This is a genomic window from Shewanella waksmanii ATCC BAA-643, assembly GCF_000518805.1.
In the GTDB taxonomy this organism is placed as follows: Bacteria; Pseudomonadota; Gammaproteobacteria; order Enterobacterales; family Shewanellaceae; genus Shewanella; species Shewanella waksmanii.
Map to the genome: position 1 here is coordinate 45903 of NZ_KI912499.1, position 18471 is coordinate 64373.

The window sequence follows — 18471 nt, forward strand, 5'->3', positions numbered from 1 at the left end:
TCGCTGAAGCTAATAAAAAGGCCGACACTGGGTGTCGGCCTTGGTTTGCTATTACTCTGAACAAGAGGCGGCGGGTAAGCGCTTAATCCACTCGTTTATTAGGGCGACACCTTCACCATGGGAGAGGCTGCGCCCAATTTCAGGCATACGATCACCAGGATCGTTGGTGGCCATTCTGAAGTGTAGAATCGACTCTTCAGGTGAACCAGGGACGACATCAAATCCAAGCGAGCCACCACCGTAAGCGACTGGCGACTTACATGTACCGTGGGAGAAACCACCATCTTCATCGTAAGCACGGAAGTACTCAAGTTTCAGGCCTGTATTAGACGCGTTGCCTTCTGGACGGTGACAATGGGCACAGTTGATATCTAAATAACCTTTAGCTGTATCCATCAGCTCAGCATCAGACATGGCAGCAACATTAGCTTCATCGCCATCAGCAAAACTTGGCACAGTATCTATGGTGCTGATATCAGGCGTGCCTTGTAAAATGCCAGCTGCTTGCCATTTTAGTAGCTGGTTCATATCGCCATCATGATAGCTATAGGTCTTGTTTAGCTGACGAGCTTTAGGACCAATAGGCACAAACACTGCTGGGCTATCGGCATCAGCTTTAAACTGATGACATTGCTTACACTGGTTCATACTTGGCACAACATAGTCGAACGCTAGACTCTCGCCTTGGTGAACAACTGTCTTGCCCTGAATCGCCCCGGCTTTTGCCAGAACAGCATCGGTTTTTTGGGCATTATGCACATAAGGCAGCGCAGACCAACCGGTTTCGCGGCGGATAAGTAGACGAGTTTCTATCAAGTCTTCGTTAGCAATGCCTCGCTGAGCGGTATTGCTAGGTAGCGCAAACGCTTTAGTGATGACGGTACCTACAGGGAAGTCCATTGATTCGCTGTCATGGTATTGGGCAACTTGACCTTCTGGTACAAATACAAAACGGTATTTAGATGCATAGTCAGTAAACAGTTGCGTATTAAGATCATACGGCATACCGCCGGAATTAGTGCCAGAGGTTGGGTCGCTGGCATCGGCAAACAAGTTGTAGTCCGATAGGTTAGGGCAGTTAGCACCTAATAATGCGTCCCAGTTCACGCCGTTAGCGGTTGATTCACAAAGGCTAAGATCGCCATCTCCGACGAGTCCGCCTTCACCTTCACCAATGGATCCGCCTCCGCCCACAAGGTTACCGCCATCGCAGCCTTCAACGTCATCATCAACGCCACAACCAAAGATTTGGTCGCCGAAGGTCACGGTGTGTACAGGTAGGCTCACCTGAGCACAGTTCAGCAGCTGATCTTGCGTTTTCTCAAACATCACATCGGCAATATTGATGTCCGTATTGTTATTGGCATAAAGGCGACCAAATGACACATCACCATTATCTTGTGCACACACATTGTCACTACCATCTTCAGCAAATGGCAGCTCTTGTAGGCCCAAATAGGCGGCAGTGCCGTTGTTAGATAGCATTTCACCTAAACCGTCATACAGTACGCCTGGGAATTCACCATGGGTAAACAGGTAGGCTTTGATGATGTCATCAATAAGGTAACCGTTAGGTTTCTGCCCGTAGCCTTCAATGACATTGTCGTGCAAGTAGATGTTACGCGGTGTGGGGCGCCAACCATCTTCAATGGATTGATCAGGCTGGCCATAGTTGGCGACAAAGGCATTCATGTCTGGCTCAGCAATAAAGAAACTGGTGATTGCCACGCCAGCGGTATCGTGATTAGTAATTTCATTATTGAAAATCTCAACATCATCGGTTGAGAGAATAATCATACCTGTACCAGGCGGTACAATATGCACCCCTGCAGGGTTAGATGATGCGTTGGCAAAGTTTTTAGTATTATTATCATATACTTTGTTGTTAAAAATACGCACGCTTGAGCCATATCTGTGGTTGTTGATTGGTAAGTCAAATACCAAAATACCACCTGTGTTGCCTACCGCTTCGTTGTCGTAAACATCGGCATACTTTGAGTTTTCAATTTCAATACCAGCGACGTTCTCTTTAGCGATGTTGCGGCGGACCACAATATATTCTGATTGGCCGACATAAATACCGGTATCTGCACTACCGCGTACGTAGGTGTCCTCAATGAGAATGTTTTCACACTCTACCGGGTAGAGACCATAGGCGCCGTTATCTTCATCTAGCTCGCCTTCCCACACCGTGGCTAGACGACGCAGAATGATACCGTTGGTATTTTTAAGCTTAATACCGTTGTTCTTGGCTTCATTGACCGACAAGTCTTGAATAATGACGTTAATAGCATTTTGAACAAAGATACCGTCTCCGGTAATTGATTCAGAGAAATCCAGTACGGTTTCATCCATACCGTAACCCATGATGGTAATATTTTTGGCATAGGCACCGTCGCCGTCAACATCACCATCAAATAGTAAGGTTGATTCTATTTTAAAGTTACCTTTGGGCAGCACAATTACATCGTTACTTTGTGCATTAATGAGTGCTTCTTGAATCCGCAGAGTGAGATTCTCTCCATCTTCAATCAGTATCGCTCCTTCGGGGAAATTATCGGCTGGGTCGGTTGGAGGCGTGACCACTGGGGTCTCTTCTTCCACTACTACCACTTCATCGTCGTCGGATGAACATGCACCTAAGCTCACGGCTACCGCGGTGGCAACCAGTGTCGGTATCAACCAACTGGGTTTCTTGCTGAACATAGCGTCTCCTGCTTATTTTTATTATTCACCCCTTAGATTGCACGGACGTACCAGATATTCAATGTGAAATCCGGCCAACATTAATGTAACAAGTTGATATCATATGGTTGTTAGTAAAAATTCAAACGTATGTTTTGTTATTTTTGTATACAAAACAAGGTGTAGCAGGCACTCTTAAACGCCGAATGTTAGCGCTGTCAAACCTTAAAAAAAACTTAAAAATATCAGTCTATTTGCTGAGATAGAAAAACTTGACTAAACATTGAACAAAAAAGCCAAACGATGTCGTTTGGCTTTCGGTAAGATTAATTGTTTGAAATGAGTTATAAATCGATACCAAAACCGACGATAAACTGGAAATCATCTTTTTCAGGAGTGATACCTTCGGCGTCATCTTGTGGGTTGCTGATGCGGTCCCAAACAAATGATAGGTCCAAATCAAACATGTCTGTCAGTTCAATGGCAAACGCGGCGACAGCATGATGTGAGTAGCCGCCGGAATCTTCACTGCCGTAGTTGACTCTATAGAGCGCATCGAAATCAATGTCGTCGGTAATTTCCCACTCATAAACACTTTCGATCACGACGGCTGCACTGCCTTCAGATTCGACCGCCCCATCTGAGACCTTATCATATTTAGTATAGGTATAAGCCGGACCGCCACTGACGCTCCAGGTGACTTTTGAGGTGTCAATAATGTCATAACCGAGACCAAAACCGAGCGTGGCTTTATAGTCAATATTTTTGAATTTATCTAAGTAGATTTCTGCAAAAACTGGACGTAGGTAAAACTGTTTAGAGATGTACCAGTCAAAGTTGGTATTGATACGGTGATTGTCTATGGTGTTGTTGTCGTCAACGTTGGAATAGTTACCCAGATAATCAATTAAATAACGTGACTCTGTCGTCCGGCGCTTAGCGTTTGCAATCGCGCTGTAGTCGACCTGCTCGGTATTACCTGAGCGGAAGTTAGCGCTCAATGAAATTTTGCTCGACCAGTAGTTGGACTCTTGTTGGCCACCAGCGATGATAGTCATAATATCGTTGCGGTCAAATTCGACGCCATCAAGGTAGCTCTTGCCATCTTTGACTAATAATTTGCCAGTTTTGGTACTTAAGTCAGTAAACCCAATACTTACCAAACCTTGGCTTTGTAGCAGTTTTACATCTTCCCAATCGATATAGAGGGTATCTAAATTATCGCTTTCAAACTCCAACTTGTCGTCATACAAGTTTTTGATCTCACCTTTTAATAACTCCAATGAGGTGAGTTGCAACCAGTCATACTGACTGTCAGCCGGTAGCACGACTTGGGTGGGATCAAAGGGGGTCGGTTCTGTCGCGATAACGGCCATTGAAAAGCCGCTGGTGGCTGCGAGCAATACTGCACTCGCAGTGTGGTGGACCCAGCGGAATTGTTGCAATTGCATAAGCCTGCTCCCTGAAAATATTTATTCTAGGCAAAATAATATCTTTAGTGTAAAGCATTATTTTAGCAGGGTTAAGTCAACTTTCCGTTTAATTTTTATCCGCTAAGTCTTGTTAATCGAAGCGCAGAACTTTATAGCGCTTTACTGATCCAAGGATAAACAAATTCCGTAATGATAGGTTGAGCATCTGCGTTAGGGTGAATGCCATCGCGTTGCATTAAATTGGGATCAATTGCGATGGGCTCCATGAAAAAAGGTATTAAGGTAACTTGAAACTCGTCGGCCAATTCACTGTAGACAGCAGAAAATTGTTTGGCGTAACGGGGACCATAGTTTGGCGGCACCATTACTTCACTTAACAAGACTTTGGCGCCTTGCTTTTGAGATAGTTGAATGATTTTTGTAAGATTTTCTTTCAACTGTTTCGGCGGGAAGCCACGTAGGCCATCGTTACCGCCAAGCTCGACTAACACCAACTTGGGTGACGTAGATTCAAGCAGGGCGGGCAGTCGACGCAATCCGCCAGCAGAAGTCTCGCCGCTAACAGAGCCGTTAATAAAGGTATGTTGTGGCATTTTTTGCTGTAATAAGTTCACCCAACCTTGTTCAGGTGATACACCATAACTGGCACCAAGGCTATCACCGAGAATCAAAATCGGGGTAGCATAGGCAGTTGATAATGATACGCATGACAGTAAGACAACGCTTAAGCCAACGCGAAGTTTGGCAGATACGAGGGATAATATGGCACAGCAGAAGGCAATCACAGTAAATAATCTCATCAAAAAAGTTACGACCCAAGAGGGAGAGCTTACTATCCTCAATGGCATCTCAATGGATGTCAAGTCGGGTGAGAGCGTTGCGATTCTTGGTCCATCAGGATCAGGCAAGTCGACTTTACTGGGATTATTAGCAGCACTTGATTCCCCATCATCAGGAGAGATTTATCTTGATGGCAGCGCATTGCATGGCCTAGATGAAGAAGGCAAAGCAGCATTAAGAAAGCAAAAAGTCAGCTTTATTTTCCAGTCCTTCATGTTAGTTGACACTTTGAGTGCGTTGGAAAACGTCATGTTACCCGCAGAGCTGGCTGGGATTGCTAATGCCAAACAGAAAGCCGAGGCCATGTTAGACAGAGTGGGTCTTTCCCATCGTTTGACTCATCTACCTAATCAACTTTCTGGCGGCGAGCAGCAGCGTGTGGCGATTGCACGGGCATTTATTTGTGAGCCTAAAGTCCTGTTTGCTGATGAGCCAACGGGTAATCTGGACGGCGCTAACAGTCAGCGCGTTGCTGACATGTTGTTTGAGCTGAACCGTGAAAGTGATACGACCTTAGTGTTGGTGACTCATGATTTACAGTTAGCCAAGCGTTGTCAACGCCAATTGATGATGAATTCTGGCGTGCTAACGGAAGCATTAGCAACGGAAAACTCTGATCCCGTTGATGCCAAGGAGGCGAGCTAATGGAAGCACGCTTAGCTTGGCGACTTTTTAAACGTGAGCTATCCCAAGGGCAGTTACTACTGATTATTCTTGCTATTACTTTGGCGGTAATGTCAGTAACAGGACTCGCTCGGGTGAGTGATAGGTTACAGATAGCGATTAATGGTCAGGCGTCAAAGTTCATTGCCGCAGACAGAATTATTAATTCGCCGGTTGAGATAGACCCGCAAATTCTGGTACAGGCTAAAGAGCTTGGGCTGCAACAAGTCAGCAGTATGCAGTTTAACTCGATGGCTTATGCCAATGATGAGTTTCAACTGATCACCGTTAGGGCAGTAGCGCAAGGCTATCCGCTTAAGGGAACCATTGAGTTGGATACCGGTCCTGCGCGAGGACTACCAGAGCTTGGCAGTATTTGGTACGAGACCCGCTTGGGCGGCATTTTGAGTTATCCAGAATCGCTCGAGCTAGGTAACAGTGAATTTACCTTAACCCGCGAAATTGCGCGCTTGCCCGATGCAGGGTTTAATCCGTTTGCATCGTCGCCTGTCGTTTTGATGCGTATTGAAGATGTGGCCAAAACCGGCATTATCCAACCGGGTAGCCGGGTGACCTATTTGTACCAATTTGCTGGTGATAGTGCGGTACTCAAGCAGTTTGAAAATCAGGTTAAACCTTTGCTCAACAACAGTCAGCGCTGGGTTGATGTACAATCGGGTGACTCGCCGATTGCCGAAGCTGTCAAACGGGCTGAGCGTTTCTTATTATTGGCAAGCTTATTGGGTATTGCTTTGGCCTGTGCAGCGATAGGTATTGCTGCGCAGCGCTACTGTCAACGTCACTTTGATGTCGTGGCGATGTTGAAAACCTTCGGTGCGTCTCGCAAGCAGATCCGTATTCTATTTGGTTTACATCTGCTATTGGTGACCTTGCTAGGGGTGGTGTTTGGCATTATTGCTGGCCTGGCGCTGGATGCGGTTATCACCAGTTACCTGCCTGAAAGTATTGCTGCCTATGGGGCACCGTTAGCTAGGCCTGTGCTGCTTGGGGTGGCAACCGGCTTAATTAGTGCGTTTATGTTTTCCGCTTATCCACTGCTGCGCTTGCTGGCGATTCCACCGCTAAGGGTACTGCAACGCCAACTTGAAGGTTTGCAATTTGGCATGTGGCTGCACCTGTTGTTGAGCCTCGCCGCCATGGCGCTGTTGGGTTATCTGTACTCCAATAGTATTGCGTTAACTATGACAGTTGTCGCAGGTGTGCTGCTGCTTGGGGTATTGCTAAGCCTATTTGGTTTTGCCTTGATTCGCGCCGGACACAGTGTCGGCATGAAAACCACTAACCCATTTCAGCTAGCCTTAGCTGGGCTGCGACGCCGAGCACGCCAAAACGCTATCCAGTTGGTGGGTTTTAGTGCAGCGCTGGTGTTGTTGTTGACGATTATTGCCCTAAGACAAGACTTACTCAATGAGTGGCAAAAACAGTTGCCTGAACAGTCGCCAAACTACTTCTTAGTGAATATTGCTCCCGATGAAGCGGCGCCACTAAATGACTACTTTGCTAAGCATGATGTTAAAGCGACAGACATTTACCCGGTGATCCGCGGTCGTCTGACTCAGATTAATGGTGAGACGCTGATTTCTTCTGAGCAATCTAGAAACGGTGATCCCGGTCGAGTCGGTATTTCGCGTGAGCTCAATTTAACTTGGCGTAATAGCTTACCTGAGAATAACGAGATCGTCGCTGGGGAGTTTAACCTTGATGATTACGATGTGTCAGTGGAGTCAGAGGTGGCTGAGCGTTTAGAGCTGCAACTTGGCGATACCTTAACGTACATGATAGATAATCAAGAGCTAACCGTTACCGTTAAGAGTTTTAGAGCGGTTCATTGGGAAACCTTACAGCCCAACTTCTTCATGATTTTTAGTGAGAAAGCCTTGGCGCCTTTTGCTTATACCTCTATGGCCAGTTTTCATTTGCCTGAATCTAAACGCCATTTGATTATTGAACTGATTCAAGACTTTCCAACGGTATCGATTATTGATGTGGGAGCGATGGTTGCGCAATTGCGGCAAATCATCGATCAGGTGTCTCTGTCATTGACCTTGGTGTTGGTGTTGGTGCTCGCAGCCAGTAGCTTAGTGCTGGTGGCGCAAACAGAAGCGGGGATGGCAACACGTCAGCGTGAACTTGCGGTATTGCGAACTTTCGGCGCGTCAGGCAGTTTGCTGCGTTGGTCCACTGGCCTTGAGTTTGCGTTACTGGGGGCGATAGCCGGCTTTATGGCGGTGGTGGTGGCTGAGTTTACTTTGTATCTACTCAAAACCCAGGTGTTTGAGCTCAATGTGTATATGCATTGGCCTTGGTGGGCGTTAGCCCCCATCGCAGGTGCGATTATTGTTGCCGCCCTAGGGACTTGGCGTTGCCGTGCACTGCTGCAACAATCTTGCTCGCAATTACTCAAAGCAAGAGCTTAACCAAAGTCATATCATTGTTTAGGGTTTATCTTTAGATAATGAGATAGAACGGCATTTTTACAAACGGCACTGATACAGTGCCGTTTTTTATGGCGAATAGGGTCAGAGATTTACCGCGGGTTTATTTTAAAATATGCTTTAATGCCGGGCCTAATTGCGGATATTGAAACTCAAAACCCGCAGCTTGGGTTCGAGTGGGTTTGACAAACTGTCCTTGGGTAAGCAGCTCCGCCATTTCACCTAAGGCAATCGTAAGCAACTTTTCAGGAGCTGGAAACAAAGTCGGCCTTGATAGTGTTTTGCCCAGCTGTTGGGTAAATGTGGCATTATCGACTGGGTTTGGCGCAGTACCGTTATAGATACCTTGGCATTGCTCGTTATCCAGTAGATATAGAATCAGTGCGATTAAGTCATCAATGTGGATCCAGCTCATACCTTGAGAACCACTGGCTATTTTGCCACCAAGCCCAAGTTTGAAAGCGGGTAACATTTTTGCCAATGCGCCGCCATTTTTACCCAATACTAAACCGATACGAATAATGGCCACACGGGTACTGTCTTGGGCACTCAGCGCTAGCTCTTCCCATCTGGCGCAAACACTGTGAGCAAACTGCTCGTCCGCTCCGGTTTCGGCGAAACTACACAGGCTGGTTTGCTCATCAACTGCCTCGTCGCCGTTGCCATAGATGCCAATGGCGGATGCACTAATGAAATGTTTGGGGGGGTGACTACTTTGATTGAACAGTTCACTGAGTCTGGCGGTTAAATCCCAGCGACTAGCACAAATTTTTTGCTTGTTGGCGAAGCTCCACCGTTGAGCGATGGGTTCGCCCGCGAGATTGATCACAGCATCAAAGCGGTCAAGGTCGGTTAATGCCCCTAAGTTGTTTAGGTATTGGTGTTGATGACCCAATGTTTTCTGGGCATTGACCATTGAGCGCGTCACTATAGTTAGCTGGTGTGCAGATAATTGCTTGATAAGTTGTTGGCCGATAAAGCCGGTACCGCCAGTGATCAAGATATGCATAATCTGCTCCCGCCTAACTATGATGTATTAAAATTTACTGCTCTATTAGGTATATACACAAAAAGCGGATAAGTCGATCAGTTTTATTACAACAAAAATGTGACCAAGAGGGCTAGGGGAACAAGTGCAGCTTATAGAAAGCTGTACACTATTGTTAAGCTTGTGATTTGTTGTAGCACAGCTGCAGCGATACTGAATCGGCAAAGCGCAATGCGTGAGGCTTATCGATTTCAACGCTGGCAAAATCGACCCAGTCATGCTCGCTCGTTATCTGCAATACTTGGTCAGTAAGATGTTCAAGTAAAGAAAAGCGATTGTTTTCCACTAAAGCAATGATTTTTTTTGTAATCGTGCGATAATTCAGAGCATCATCCATGTTGTCACTATCACGGGCTTTACTGGCACAGTAGTGAATTTGTGCGTTAATAGTGACATCTTGTTTATTGTTTATTTCATCATCTTTAATACCGATATAGGTACGTAGGCGCAGGTTTTTTATTCGAATAATGGCGATTTGAGGATTCATAAGCTCATGTTTTTAGTCGTTAACATATTTGTAGCCTATCAACTATAAGGTAATTCTAGAAGGACTTTTATTAATATGGGTCGGTTTGAGAATCAAGGCGTGGCTTACAAGGGTTTCGCGATAATGGCGTTTCTCGTCGTTATTCTTGCAGGAATTAAGGCCGCAAGTCCGATTGTAGTGCCATTTGTGCTATCAGCATTTATAGCGGTGATTTGTAACCCGGTTATCGATTGGTTAGCCCGTTATCGGGTACCGCGTGGTTTGGCCATAATGGTATTAATGGTGTTCATTGTATTGATGGGTCTGTGGCTTGCATCCATTGTCGGAAGCTCCATCAACGAATTTAGTCAACAATTGCCACATTATCGTGATCAGTTGGTGCAGCAGTTCTCTTGGGTTATCGATAAGCTGCAAGCTTTCAACATCACCGTCTCTCGAGATCAGTTACTGGCCTATTTTGATCCGGGTATTGCTTTGTCCATGACCACCAACATGCTCTCTAGCGTTGGTGGCGTGATGGCTAACCTGTTTCTAATTATTTTGACCGTCGTTTTCATGTTGTTTGAAGCACAAACTTTACCGAAAAAACTACACTTTGCTCTCGATGACCCCGACATGCGTCTCAAGCAAATTGACAAGTTTTTGCACTCAGTTAATCAGTATATGGTGATCAAAACGCTGGTGAGCATGGGGACGGGTCTGATTGTCGGTATTGGTCTTGCGATTATTGGTGTCGACTATGCTTTGCTATGGGGCGTAGTGGCCTTCCTATTTAACTATATTCCTAATATCGGTTCTGTTATTGCCGCCATCCCTTCAGTGTTATTGGCCTTTATCCAAATTGGCCCAGGGGCTGCTGGGATGACAGCGTTGCTGTATCTTGGGACTAACATGGTGATGGGTAACGTTATAGAGCCGCGTTATATGGGCCGAGGCCTAGGCTTGTCGACCTTAGTGGTGTTTTTATCATTAATCTTTTGGGGCTGGCTATTGGGCTCGGTGGGCATGCTGTTGTCTGTGCCGCTGACCATGATTGTTAAAATCGCCCTAGAGTCGAGCCAGAGTGGCGGATGGTTAGCGATATTATTAGCTGACGATGTAAGCTCGCCAAGCGGACAACAAGCGGCAAGTGATGACATTGAGGCAGAGACGCCGCGCGATTAATCAACAATATTTATTGGACTATTTTTACTATCATGCAGTTATTTTTAGAAGCCGTATCAAAGGTTGAATTTGGTCAACAGGTTGAACGGCTATTTCATGGCCGAGGATGTTGTTATCCAGGTAGTGAGCACATTAACTTAGACTTTTTCCCTCCTGTGGTGTTGTTAACCAGTTTTAAGGAGCTTGATGAACAAGCGCTAGAGCAAGCTCATAGTGCCATTAAGCAGCGCTGGCAGGCTGTCGAAAGTCAGGCACCATTGAACTTGGTGTATCAGTTTCGTAAGGGCGGCCAGACCCACACAGAAATTATGGAAGGGCAGGTAAGCGACCCGCATGTGGTGGTAGAGGATGAAGCTAAGTATCAAGTTCATTTAATGCGCGGCCAGAACCATGGTTTGTTTTTGGATATGCGTAATGGTCGCCAGTGGGTAAAACAGCATAGTGCGGGTAAAAAAGTGCTCAATTTATTTGCTTATACCTGCGGATTTTCTGTGGTAGCGATGCAAGGTGATGCAGACAGTGTGGTTAATATCGATATGAGCAAAGGCGCGCTTAGTATCGGTAAGCAAAATCATTTACTTAATGGCTTTGCTGATCAAGTGAGATACCTTGGCCATGATATTTTCAAGTCATGGGGTAAATTAACTAAGCTAGGCCCCTATGATCTGATTATTGCTGATCCCCCAAGTAATCAACGGGGCAGCTTTGTTGCCACTAAAGATTATGCGCGATTACTAAAGCGTTTACCGACACTGTTAGCTGAAGAGGGGGAAGTGCTACTGTGCTTGAACGCGCCAGAATTGGGTATTGAATTCTTGAAAGCGCAGGTTGCAGAGAACAGCCCCACCTTGACCTTTGTTGAGCAAATAGCTAATCCGGCTATTTTTAAGGATGTTGACCCCGATAAAGCGTTAAAAGTACTGCGCTACCGTTAACTCAACAAATCTTGCGGGCAACAGAACCGTTGTTCGTTCTGTGACGGTATTAGACATTGTTTGCATAAGTACAACATAGCCCAGCTACGCTGGGCTATTTTTTGTGTTGATAGTGCTACCACTGCCCAATAGCGCTAACGGTGACAATTTTACTGCGCCCAATTCAATAGCCCAAACGGTCACTCAATGAAGAGTGGCCGTGTGATTCGATAACCTTGGCGATGGATAATTGATCGGGGCGCCGGATTGCAGCCGTGGCCGTTAATAGTTGACCTTGTACATCAAAAGGAATATTCATTTTGTCCATAAATAGTTGTACTTGTAAGTCGTCTCCTTCAGCTAACAGATCGACTAACACACCTGCCTCATATTCAATTAGTTCGTTCATTGTTACACCTCACTAATGCAGAAAACTCAGCCGCTTCAATTGGCTTTCCCCTGTGGCGCACCCGATGATTGCTGCGGTTGATAAGTTGTGGGTCACAAGCTAGGCAGTTTACTGTCGCTATTGATGCATCACAGACACTGCCGATTACTTGAACTGTGTATTAAGTGTTGTTGTGATTTTGCTGCAAAGGTAGATTTTTATGTTGTAAGTAGTGATGCTTTTATCATCAAAATGGATAAAAAACTGAAAGTCTTTCATGTTGAGTTACTTTTTTGCGGGTTGTTTAACCAATAAACACCTTTAAAACCTTTTGAATGAAACTTTTTTGAAAGTTTTCTGTAAGTTTTGGTTTTGAAGTAGTATACTGCGGGTAAGAATTTTGCTGGTTTGGCATAGATTCTAATAATGGCAAAAATGCAGACCTAAATAACAAGCATGCCTCGTACCCTACTATTTAAATTTGGAGTTGTTATGGAATTTCGTGAATACGAAAACGCATATTATCAGGTACAAGATGACGTGATTGAATCTTTGCCGGTAGAAAAGGACGAAGAAGCGTTTTTGGATTAAAGGAAGCTAAACAGCACATCTGAGGCGGAGCGCTGAATGCGCTAACAAGACCTCAATAAAAAATAGCAATCAATTGATTGCTATTTTTTTGCCTGTTTTTTGAGATCATTAGTAGAGCTCAATCAGTTGAGGTTGCCTTTCTCTGGCAATACTTCAACGATGACCCAACTTTTCTTGTGCTTATGCAAGCGCAATGTGCGGTCATCAATCCAGGGACTACCGCCACGCAACCCGGTCATTTTGACAATAACCGTGACATCGTCGGTAAACTTGCGAAAGAAATCAATATTGATCTCCTCAATCTCCATGGTGACATCGGTCATAGATAAATTGAGCACGTGGCGTTGCACAGCTGAGGCAATGTAGTAATGTCCGAGTATTTTTTGCATCGGCTCACTGACATACTGTTTTGCTTTTTCTACATCTCTATCAATATAGATAGCTTGAAAGAACCCTAGGGAGACTTGTTCTGGTGTTAACGGCTTTTGGCCCATTTCTGAGTCTGGGCTACATGCACTAACTAAGAGTAAAACCAGCAAGAGTAGCTTTTTCATTTTGTTAAGTGAGACTTCCTGTACACATGGTAAAAGCAGCTTAACTGAGATTGTGGCTTATTGGTAGCTCGTTCGTTCAATCACGGGTTAGGCGCGGAATTTGGGTATAAATGCAGCACTTGAATCGCTAAGGCTTGACGTATTGGCTTTGATCCGTCATATCTTAATGAATAACTGATGACGGTTATCCACAGAATCTGGGGATAACTATGTTGAAGACTAGATGCATAACTTATAAGTGGCTGATGTTGCTTTATAAATTTTGCTGGTTAAAAATTGACGCATTGTGAGTTTTTAAGCTTTAAAGTGTCAGTCAGTTGCCGATCGTTGATCGATCGCCCATAAAAAAGCCTGTCGTTGATGACAGGCTTTTTTTGTGGCTATTGGGGCTACTTACCTTGAGATGCTTGGATAGCAGTCAGGGCGATGGTGTAAACAATATCATCGACCAATGCGCCGCGTGATAAGTCATTGACCGGTTTGCGCATACCTTGCAGCATTGGACCGATAGAGATCAGATCAGCGCTACGCTGTACAGCCTTATAGGTGGTATTACCGGTATTCAAGTCTGGGAATACAAATACCGTTGCTTGACCAGCTACGGGGCTATTAGGCGCTTTAGATTGGGCTACGTTTGGCATAACAGCCGCATCATATTGCAGTGGACCATCAATCACGAGATCTGGACGCTTCTCTTTGGCAATACGGGTCGCTTCACGTACTTTATCAACATCAGATCCTGTACCAGAGCTACCAGTAGAGTAACTGATCATTGCCACTCGAGGTTCGATGCCAAAAGCCGCAGCCGACTCAGCCGATTGAATGGCAATATCGGCTAACTGTTCCGCGTTGGGATCGGGGTTAATAGCGCAATCACCATAAACCAATACTTGATCAGGCATCAACATAAAGAAGATAGAAGATACCAGACTTGAACCCGGTGCGGTTTTGATTAACTGCAGTGGCGGGCGAATAGTATTAGCTGTGGTATTGACCGCACCGGAAACGATACCGTCGACCTCTTCTTGCGCTAGCATCATAGTGCCGAGCACCATGTTATCTTCGAGTTGTTCGCGGGCAACAACCTCCGTTAAACCTTTGTGGCGGCGCAAATCAACCATAGGCGCGACATAACGCTCGCGTGCGGCTTCCGGCTCGACGATTTCAACCCCTTCACCTAGCGAAACGCCTTGTTGGTCGGCGATACGTAATATCTCATCGCGATTACCTAGTAACACACATTTGGCAATACCACGCTCAGCACAAATCGCTGCGGCTTCAATCGTGCGTGGTTCATCGCCTTCAGGCAGTACCACGGTCTTTCTCGCAGCTCTAGCTAATTCAGTGAGCTTATAACGGAAGGCAGGTGGTGACAGGCGATGTTCGCGCGGCGAGTCTTTAGTGATGCTTTCAACCCAATTTTGGTCGATATGGCTGGCAACGTATTCTTGCACCTCTTCAATGCGAACCGCATCATCGACCGGTACTTCATGGTCAAATCGTTGGATATTAAGTGAGGTTTGCCAGGTATTGGTGTCGATCAAAAATACCGGTAGGCCGGTATCGAAAGCTTGTGCACATAACGCCATGATCTCAGGTTCTGGCTCATAGCTACCCGTGAGTAGCAGTGCGCCAACTTTTACGCCGTTCATGGCAGCAAGACAAGCGGCGACAATCACGTCTGAGCGATCGCCAGAGGTGACCAACAATGAGTCAGTATTAATATGGGTAACCATATTGGGAATACTGCGGGCACAGAAGGTGACTTTGCGCAGGCGACGTGTGTTCATCTCGCCGGCATTGATAATGCGTGCACGTAAATGCTTGGCTAAATCGGAGGCACGCGGTGCAACCAAGTCTAAATTGTATGGCACACTACCTAAAATGCGTAGCGGGCTTTTGCCAGGTAGCTGGAACATGTGCGCCGCATCAGAGCGTTGAATGTCCTGATGGTCAAAGACTTCTGACAAATCCGGTCTTGCACGGCCTTCATTATCGACCGGGGCGCCAATCTTATTAACGATAGCACCGATTAATCGTTTATTTTTGTTCCCGCCCCAGCTGTTGTGAGCAATCTCTAAACGATGCATTAATGCCGTTGCGGTTTCGTTACCTGGAGTGGCCACAAAAATGATGTCAGCGTCAAGAGCCTTGGCCACTTGGTAGTTGATATCGTCTGAGAAAGGGTGGTTGCGAGTCTGCACCAGCCCTTCTACGATCAATGTCTCTGATGGGCTAGCTTGTTCAGTTGCGCGGGCAATAATCTGCTCCATCAGCACATCTGTTTGGTCGGCGCGGATCAGGTTTTCAGCATGGGCCATATCAAAAGGCTCTAGCGGATTGACCGTTGGCGATTTACTTAAAATAGTGGTGGAACGCTCCGGACCGGTATCGGTAGGTCTGAGCTGAGCAATCGGTTTAAAAAAACGAACTTTAACACCATGGCGCTCAAGTGCACGCACCATACCTAAACTGATTGAAGTTAACCCCACACCGGTACCAATGGGGATTAGCATGATATTACGAGACATAAAAACCTCTTAGTGACAATCGACACTCAGCATGGCTGAATGTGGTCAAAGGAAGAGCACTCGGTCTCTTCCATATTAATCGGATTAAACCAAATTACTTTAACACTGCGACAGCATCTTCAGCGATAACCCACTCTTCATTGGTTGGGATAACCATAGCGATAGGGCCATTGTCTGTGGTGATTTGCCCCTGCTGACCAAAACGTGCCGCAAGGTTGCGTGTTTTATCAACTTCAAAGTTAAAGATAGCCAACGCGTTGAGCACTTTTTCACGGATCACATCTGAGTTTTCACCTATACCACCGGTAAAGACTAATGCATCTAAACGACCTAACGGCACTGTGTATGATGCAATGTACTTGGCGAGTCGGTAGCAGAAAATTTCGAGCGCTAGCGTGGCGCCTTTGTGGCCTTTCTCATAGCCTTCTTCAATGCCGCGGCAATCATTGGTGAGCTCAGATATACCCAGTAAGCCACTTTGCTTGTTCATTAAGTCGTTGACCTCTTTGAGGGTGTAGCCTAAGCGGTCAACTAAATGGTAGATAATCGATGGGTCTAAGTCGCCGCAACGTGTTCCCATGACTAAACCTTCTAAGGGGGTTAACCCCATAGAAGTATCAACACTTTTACCACCTTTAATCGCGGTCACAGAGGCGCCATTGCCCAAGTGAGCACAAATTACATTACTCTGCTCAAGTGGTTTATTTAAGGCTTTAGCGGCTTCACGGCTCACAAACAGATGGCTGGTACCGTGCATGCCATAGCGGCGGATACCATGCTCGCGATAAAACTTGTAGGGCAAGGCGTATACATAGGCTTCTTGTGGCATGGTTTGGTGGAATGCTGTGTCGAATACCGCCACCTGTGGCAGGTTAGGAAATGAGGCTTGCGCGGCGCGGATACCAATCAAGTGCGCGGGGTTGTGCAGCGGTGCCAGTGCGGCGCAGTCTTCTATGCCTTGTATTACAGATTCGTCAATAATCACAGAATGGGTGAACTTCTCACCACCATGCACCACACGATGGCCAATGGCTTGGATTTGCTCAGCAATCTCTGGGTGGCTACCCAGTATGTTATTTACTATGTACTCAACAGCTTCACGGTGAGCCGTATATGCGCCTAAACTAGCATCAGCTTTTTTGCCATCGACTTTCCACTTGATGCGTGAATCTTCAAGCCCAAAGCATTCAGCGAGGCCGGAGATTTGGTCTTCGCCGGTTGCCGCATCAATAATGGCAAACTTAAGTGAAGAGCTACCACAGTTTAGAACCAGTACCAGTTTGTTTGACATGTTTAAAACCTTATACAAAGTATGAATTTGTGTTGACCTAACCGGTAGCTGTTGCTGCGCTAGCGAAAGCAAACCTGAAGTTAGGTCGTTAATGCTGCTATACCACATCCCTTTAGCCTTGGGGCTTTACGGCGGATTGTGCTATGGTAAAGGCAGTCTTTTAAAAGTTAGGTGCCGTTTTGACCATTAATGTGTTTAAGACCTTAGGCATGGGTCGTCGTTATATGAAGACTTGGCCTATGGTGCGACAGCTGAGTTTTTATTTTCCTGAATATCGTGTGGTGCGCGCGACGCAATTGTCATTGCGTTTTATGCCGGTATTGGCATTGTTAGCTGCTGCGAGCCAAATCTATATTCATGGTTGGGCATTTTTGCCTCAAGCTATCACTATTGCGTTATTTTTTATCAGTCTACCCATTCAAGGTCTGTTGTGGTTGGGCTGGCGTGCTCAGCACCCACTACCATTAACTCTATTTGATTGGTGCAACCAACTTACATCTAAACTCAATACTATGGGGGTATCGAGTAAACCCCTCGGCGCTAAAGCGTGCTACTTCGACATGGCAATTGTGTTAAAAATTGCCTTTGAGCGTCTCGATAAAAGCTACTGGGAAGAGCTCTAAAAGCACCACGTCAGTCAAGCTTAGTAAATGGCATTAATTCCTGCATCAATGAACACTTGTTTTATCGCCGCCATGGTCTCGCTTGATGGGGGGGAAATATCACTAAGCTGATATTGCTCTCCCATGGCTTCCCATTTATGCTTGCCTAATTCGTGGTAGGGTAATAGTTCTACTTTTTCAGCATTTGTCATTGGCTTGACCAGATCAGCAAGTGCTTGGGCTGATTCAATATCATCGGTAAAACCACCGACAACCACATAGCGTATCCACGTTTTTTGTTGGCGTTGGTGTAGATAGTGGGCAAATTGAAGGGTACGTTGATTACTGACATGGGTCAGTGCAATATGCTTATCGTCATCAACCTGTTTGATATCCAATAATACCAAATCAGTGTTATCTAATAATTGATCAATAATGGGCGTATATTTACGCACAAAACCGTTGGTATCTAAGCAAGTATGGATACCTTCTTGACGACAGGCTTTGAATAATTCGTTGACAAACTCAGCTTGTAGAATCGCCTCGCCGCCACTGGCCGTGACTCCGCCGCCGCTGGACTCTAGAAACGGTCTGTAGCTGCGAATTTGGCCCATGAGCTCTTCAACTTCGACCTCGCGGCCACCATGAAGATCCCAAGTATCACGGTTATGACAGTATTGGCAACGCATCAAACAGCCTTGCATAAAGGTGATAAACCTAATGCCTGGGCCATCAACCGTACCGAAAGACTCAAGCGAATGAATCCGACCTGTTACTGCCATTTTTGCTCCAAGGGGTAATAAAAAGTAGGCTGATCTAATTTA

The 18471-nt window shown here is 45.9% G+C and carries 15 protein-coding genes; 5 read left to right on the forward strand and 10 right to left on the reverse strand.

Annotated elements, in window-relative coordinates; genetic code table 11:
• Positions 1–51 precede the first annotated feature (51 nt).
• The 3 genes from L865_RS0121960 to L865_RS0121970 form a co-directional block, all read right to left on the reverse strand.
• The gene (locus L865_RS0121960) at positions 52–2706 is read right to left on the reverse strand and encodes a parallel beta-helix domain-containing protein (RefSeq protein ID WP_028775186.1); all 2655 of its coding nucleotides are present in this window, start codon (positions 2704–2706) and stop codon (positions 52–54) included.
• A gap of 323 nt (positions 2707–3029) precedes the next feature.
• Complete coding sequence (locus tag L865_RS0121965) at positions 3030–4136, reverse strand: DUF481 domain-containing protein (protein WP_084632618.1); 1107 nt, start codon at positions 4134–4136, stop codon at positions 3030–3032.
• A 131-nt stretch (positions 4137–4267) separates the two neighbouring features.
• Positions 4268–4918 carry an arylesterase gene (locus L865_RS0121970; RefSeq protein ID WP_084632619.1) on the reverse strand — a complete coding sequence of 217 codons (651 nt, stop codon included), beginning with the start codon at positions 4916–4918 and terminating at the stop codon, positions 4268–4270.
• Between L865_RS0121970 and L865_RS0121980 the strand changes: the two genes are divergently transcribed.
• Positions 4881–5603, forward strand: a complete 723-nt coding sequence (locus L865_RS0121980; protein ID WP_028775189.1) for an ABC transporter ATP-binding protein — start codon at positions 4881–4883, stop codon at positions 5601–5603. The two genes, L865_RS0121970 and L865_RS0121980, sit on opposite strands and share 38 nt — an antisense overlap.
• Entirely contained in the window at positions 5603–8059 is a 2457-nt protein-coding gene (locus L865_RS0121985) for an ABC transporter permease (RefSeq protein ID WP_028775190.1), read from the forward strand. Before L865_RS0121980 ends, L865_RS0121985 begins: the two co-directional genes overlap by 1 nt.
• A gap of 121 nt (positions 8060–8180) precedes the next feature.
• Here L865_RS0121985 and L865_RS0121990 read toward each other — a convergent pair whose 3' ends face one another.
• Positions 8181–9086 carry a TIGR01777 family oxidoreductase gene (locus tag L865_RS0121990; protein WP_028775191.1) on the reverse strand — a complete coding sequence of 302 codons (906 nt, stop codon included), beginning with the start codon at positions 9084–9086 and terminating at the stop codon, positions 8181–8183.
• A gap of 154 nt (positions 9087–9240) precedes the next feature.
• Positions 9241–9612: a dihydroneopterin triphosphate 2'-epimerase gene (gene folX, locus L865_RS0121995; RefSeq protein WP_028775192.1), complete on the reverse strand. Its 372-nt coding sequence runs from the start codon at positions 9610–9612 to the stop codon at positions 9241–9243.
• Positions 9613–9687: 75 nt separating this feature from the next.
• Between folX and L865_RS24380 the strand changes: the two genes are divergently transcribed.
• Positions 9688–10776: an AI-2E family transporter gene (locus L865_RS24380; protein ID WP_037471774.1), complete on the forward strand. Its 1089-nt coding sequence runs from the start codon at positions 9688–9690 to the stop codon at positions 10774–10776.
• Between the two features lie 32 nt (positions 10777–10808).
• A complete protein-coding gene (locus tag L865_RS0122005; protein ID WP_028775193.1) occupies positions 10809–11711 on the forward strand; it encodes a class I SAM-dependent methyltransferase in 903 nt (300 codons plus the stop codon).
• Between the two features lie 163 nt (positions 11712–11874).
• On the opposite strand, the gene L865_RS0122010 is transcribed toward L865_RS0122005, so the two are convergent.
• The 4 genes from L865_RS0122010 to ackA form a co-directional block, all read right to left on the reverse strand.
• Positions 11875–12099: a hypothetical protein gene (locus L865_RS0122010; RefSeq protein ID WP_028775194.1), complete on the reverse strand. Its 225-nt coding sequence runs from the start codon at positions 12097–12099 to the stop codon at positions 11875–11877.
• 692 nt (positions 12100–12791) lie between these two features.
• A complete protein-coding gene (locus tag L865_RS0122020; protein WP_028775195.1) occupies positions 12792–13223 on the reverse strand; it encodes a hypothetical protein in 432 nt (143 codons plus the stop codon).
• Positions 13224–13612: 389 nt separating this feature from the next.
• Positions 13613–15754, reverse strand: coding sequence for a phosphate acetyltransferase (gene pta, locus L865_RS0122025; RefSeq protein ID WP_028775196.1), 2142 nt, complete (start codon positions 15752–15754; stop codon positions 13613–13615).
• Between the two features lie 94 nt (positions 15755–15848).
• Entirely contained in the window at positions 15849–17045 is a 1197-nt protein-coding gene (ackA, locus tag L865_RS0122030; protein ID WP_028775197.1) for an acetate kinase, read from the reverse strand.
• Between the two features lie 179 nt (positions 17046–17224).
• On the opposite strand from ackA, the gene yfbV reads away from it, so the two are divergent.
• Positions 17225–17668 carry a terminus macrodomain insulation protein YfbV gene (yfbV, locus tag L865_RS0122035; protein WP_028775198.1) on the forward strand — a complete coding sequence of 148 codons (444 nt, stop codon included), beginning with the start codon at positions 17225–17227 and terminating at the stop codon, positions 17666–17668.
• Positions 17669–17688: 20 nt separating this feature from the next.
• On the opposite strand, the gene pflA is transcribed toward yfbV, so the two are convergent.
• Positions 17689–18429: a pyruvate formate lyase 1-activating protein gene (gene pflA, locus L865_RS0122040; protein ID WP_028775199.1), complete on the reverse strand. Its 741-nt coding sequence runs from the start codon at positions 18427–18429 to the stop codon at positions 17689–17691.
• Positions 18430–18471: the final 42 nt, after the last annotated feature.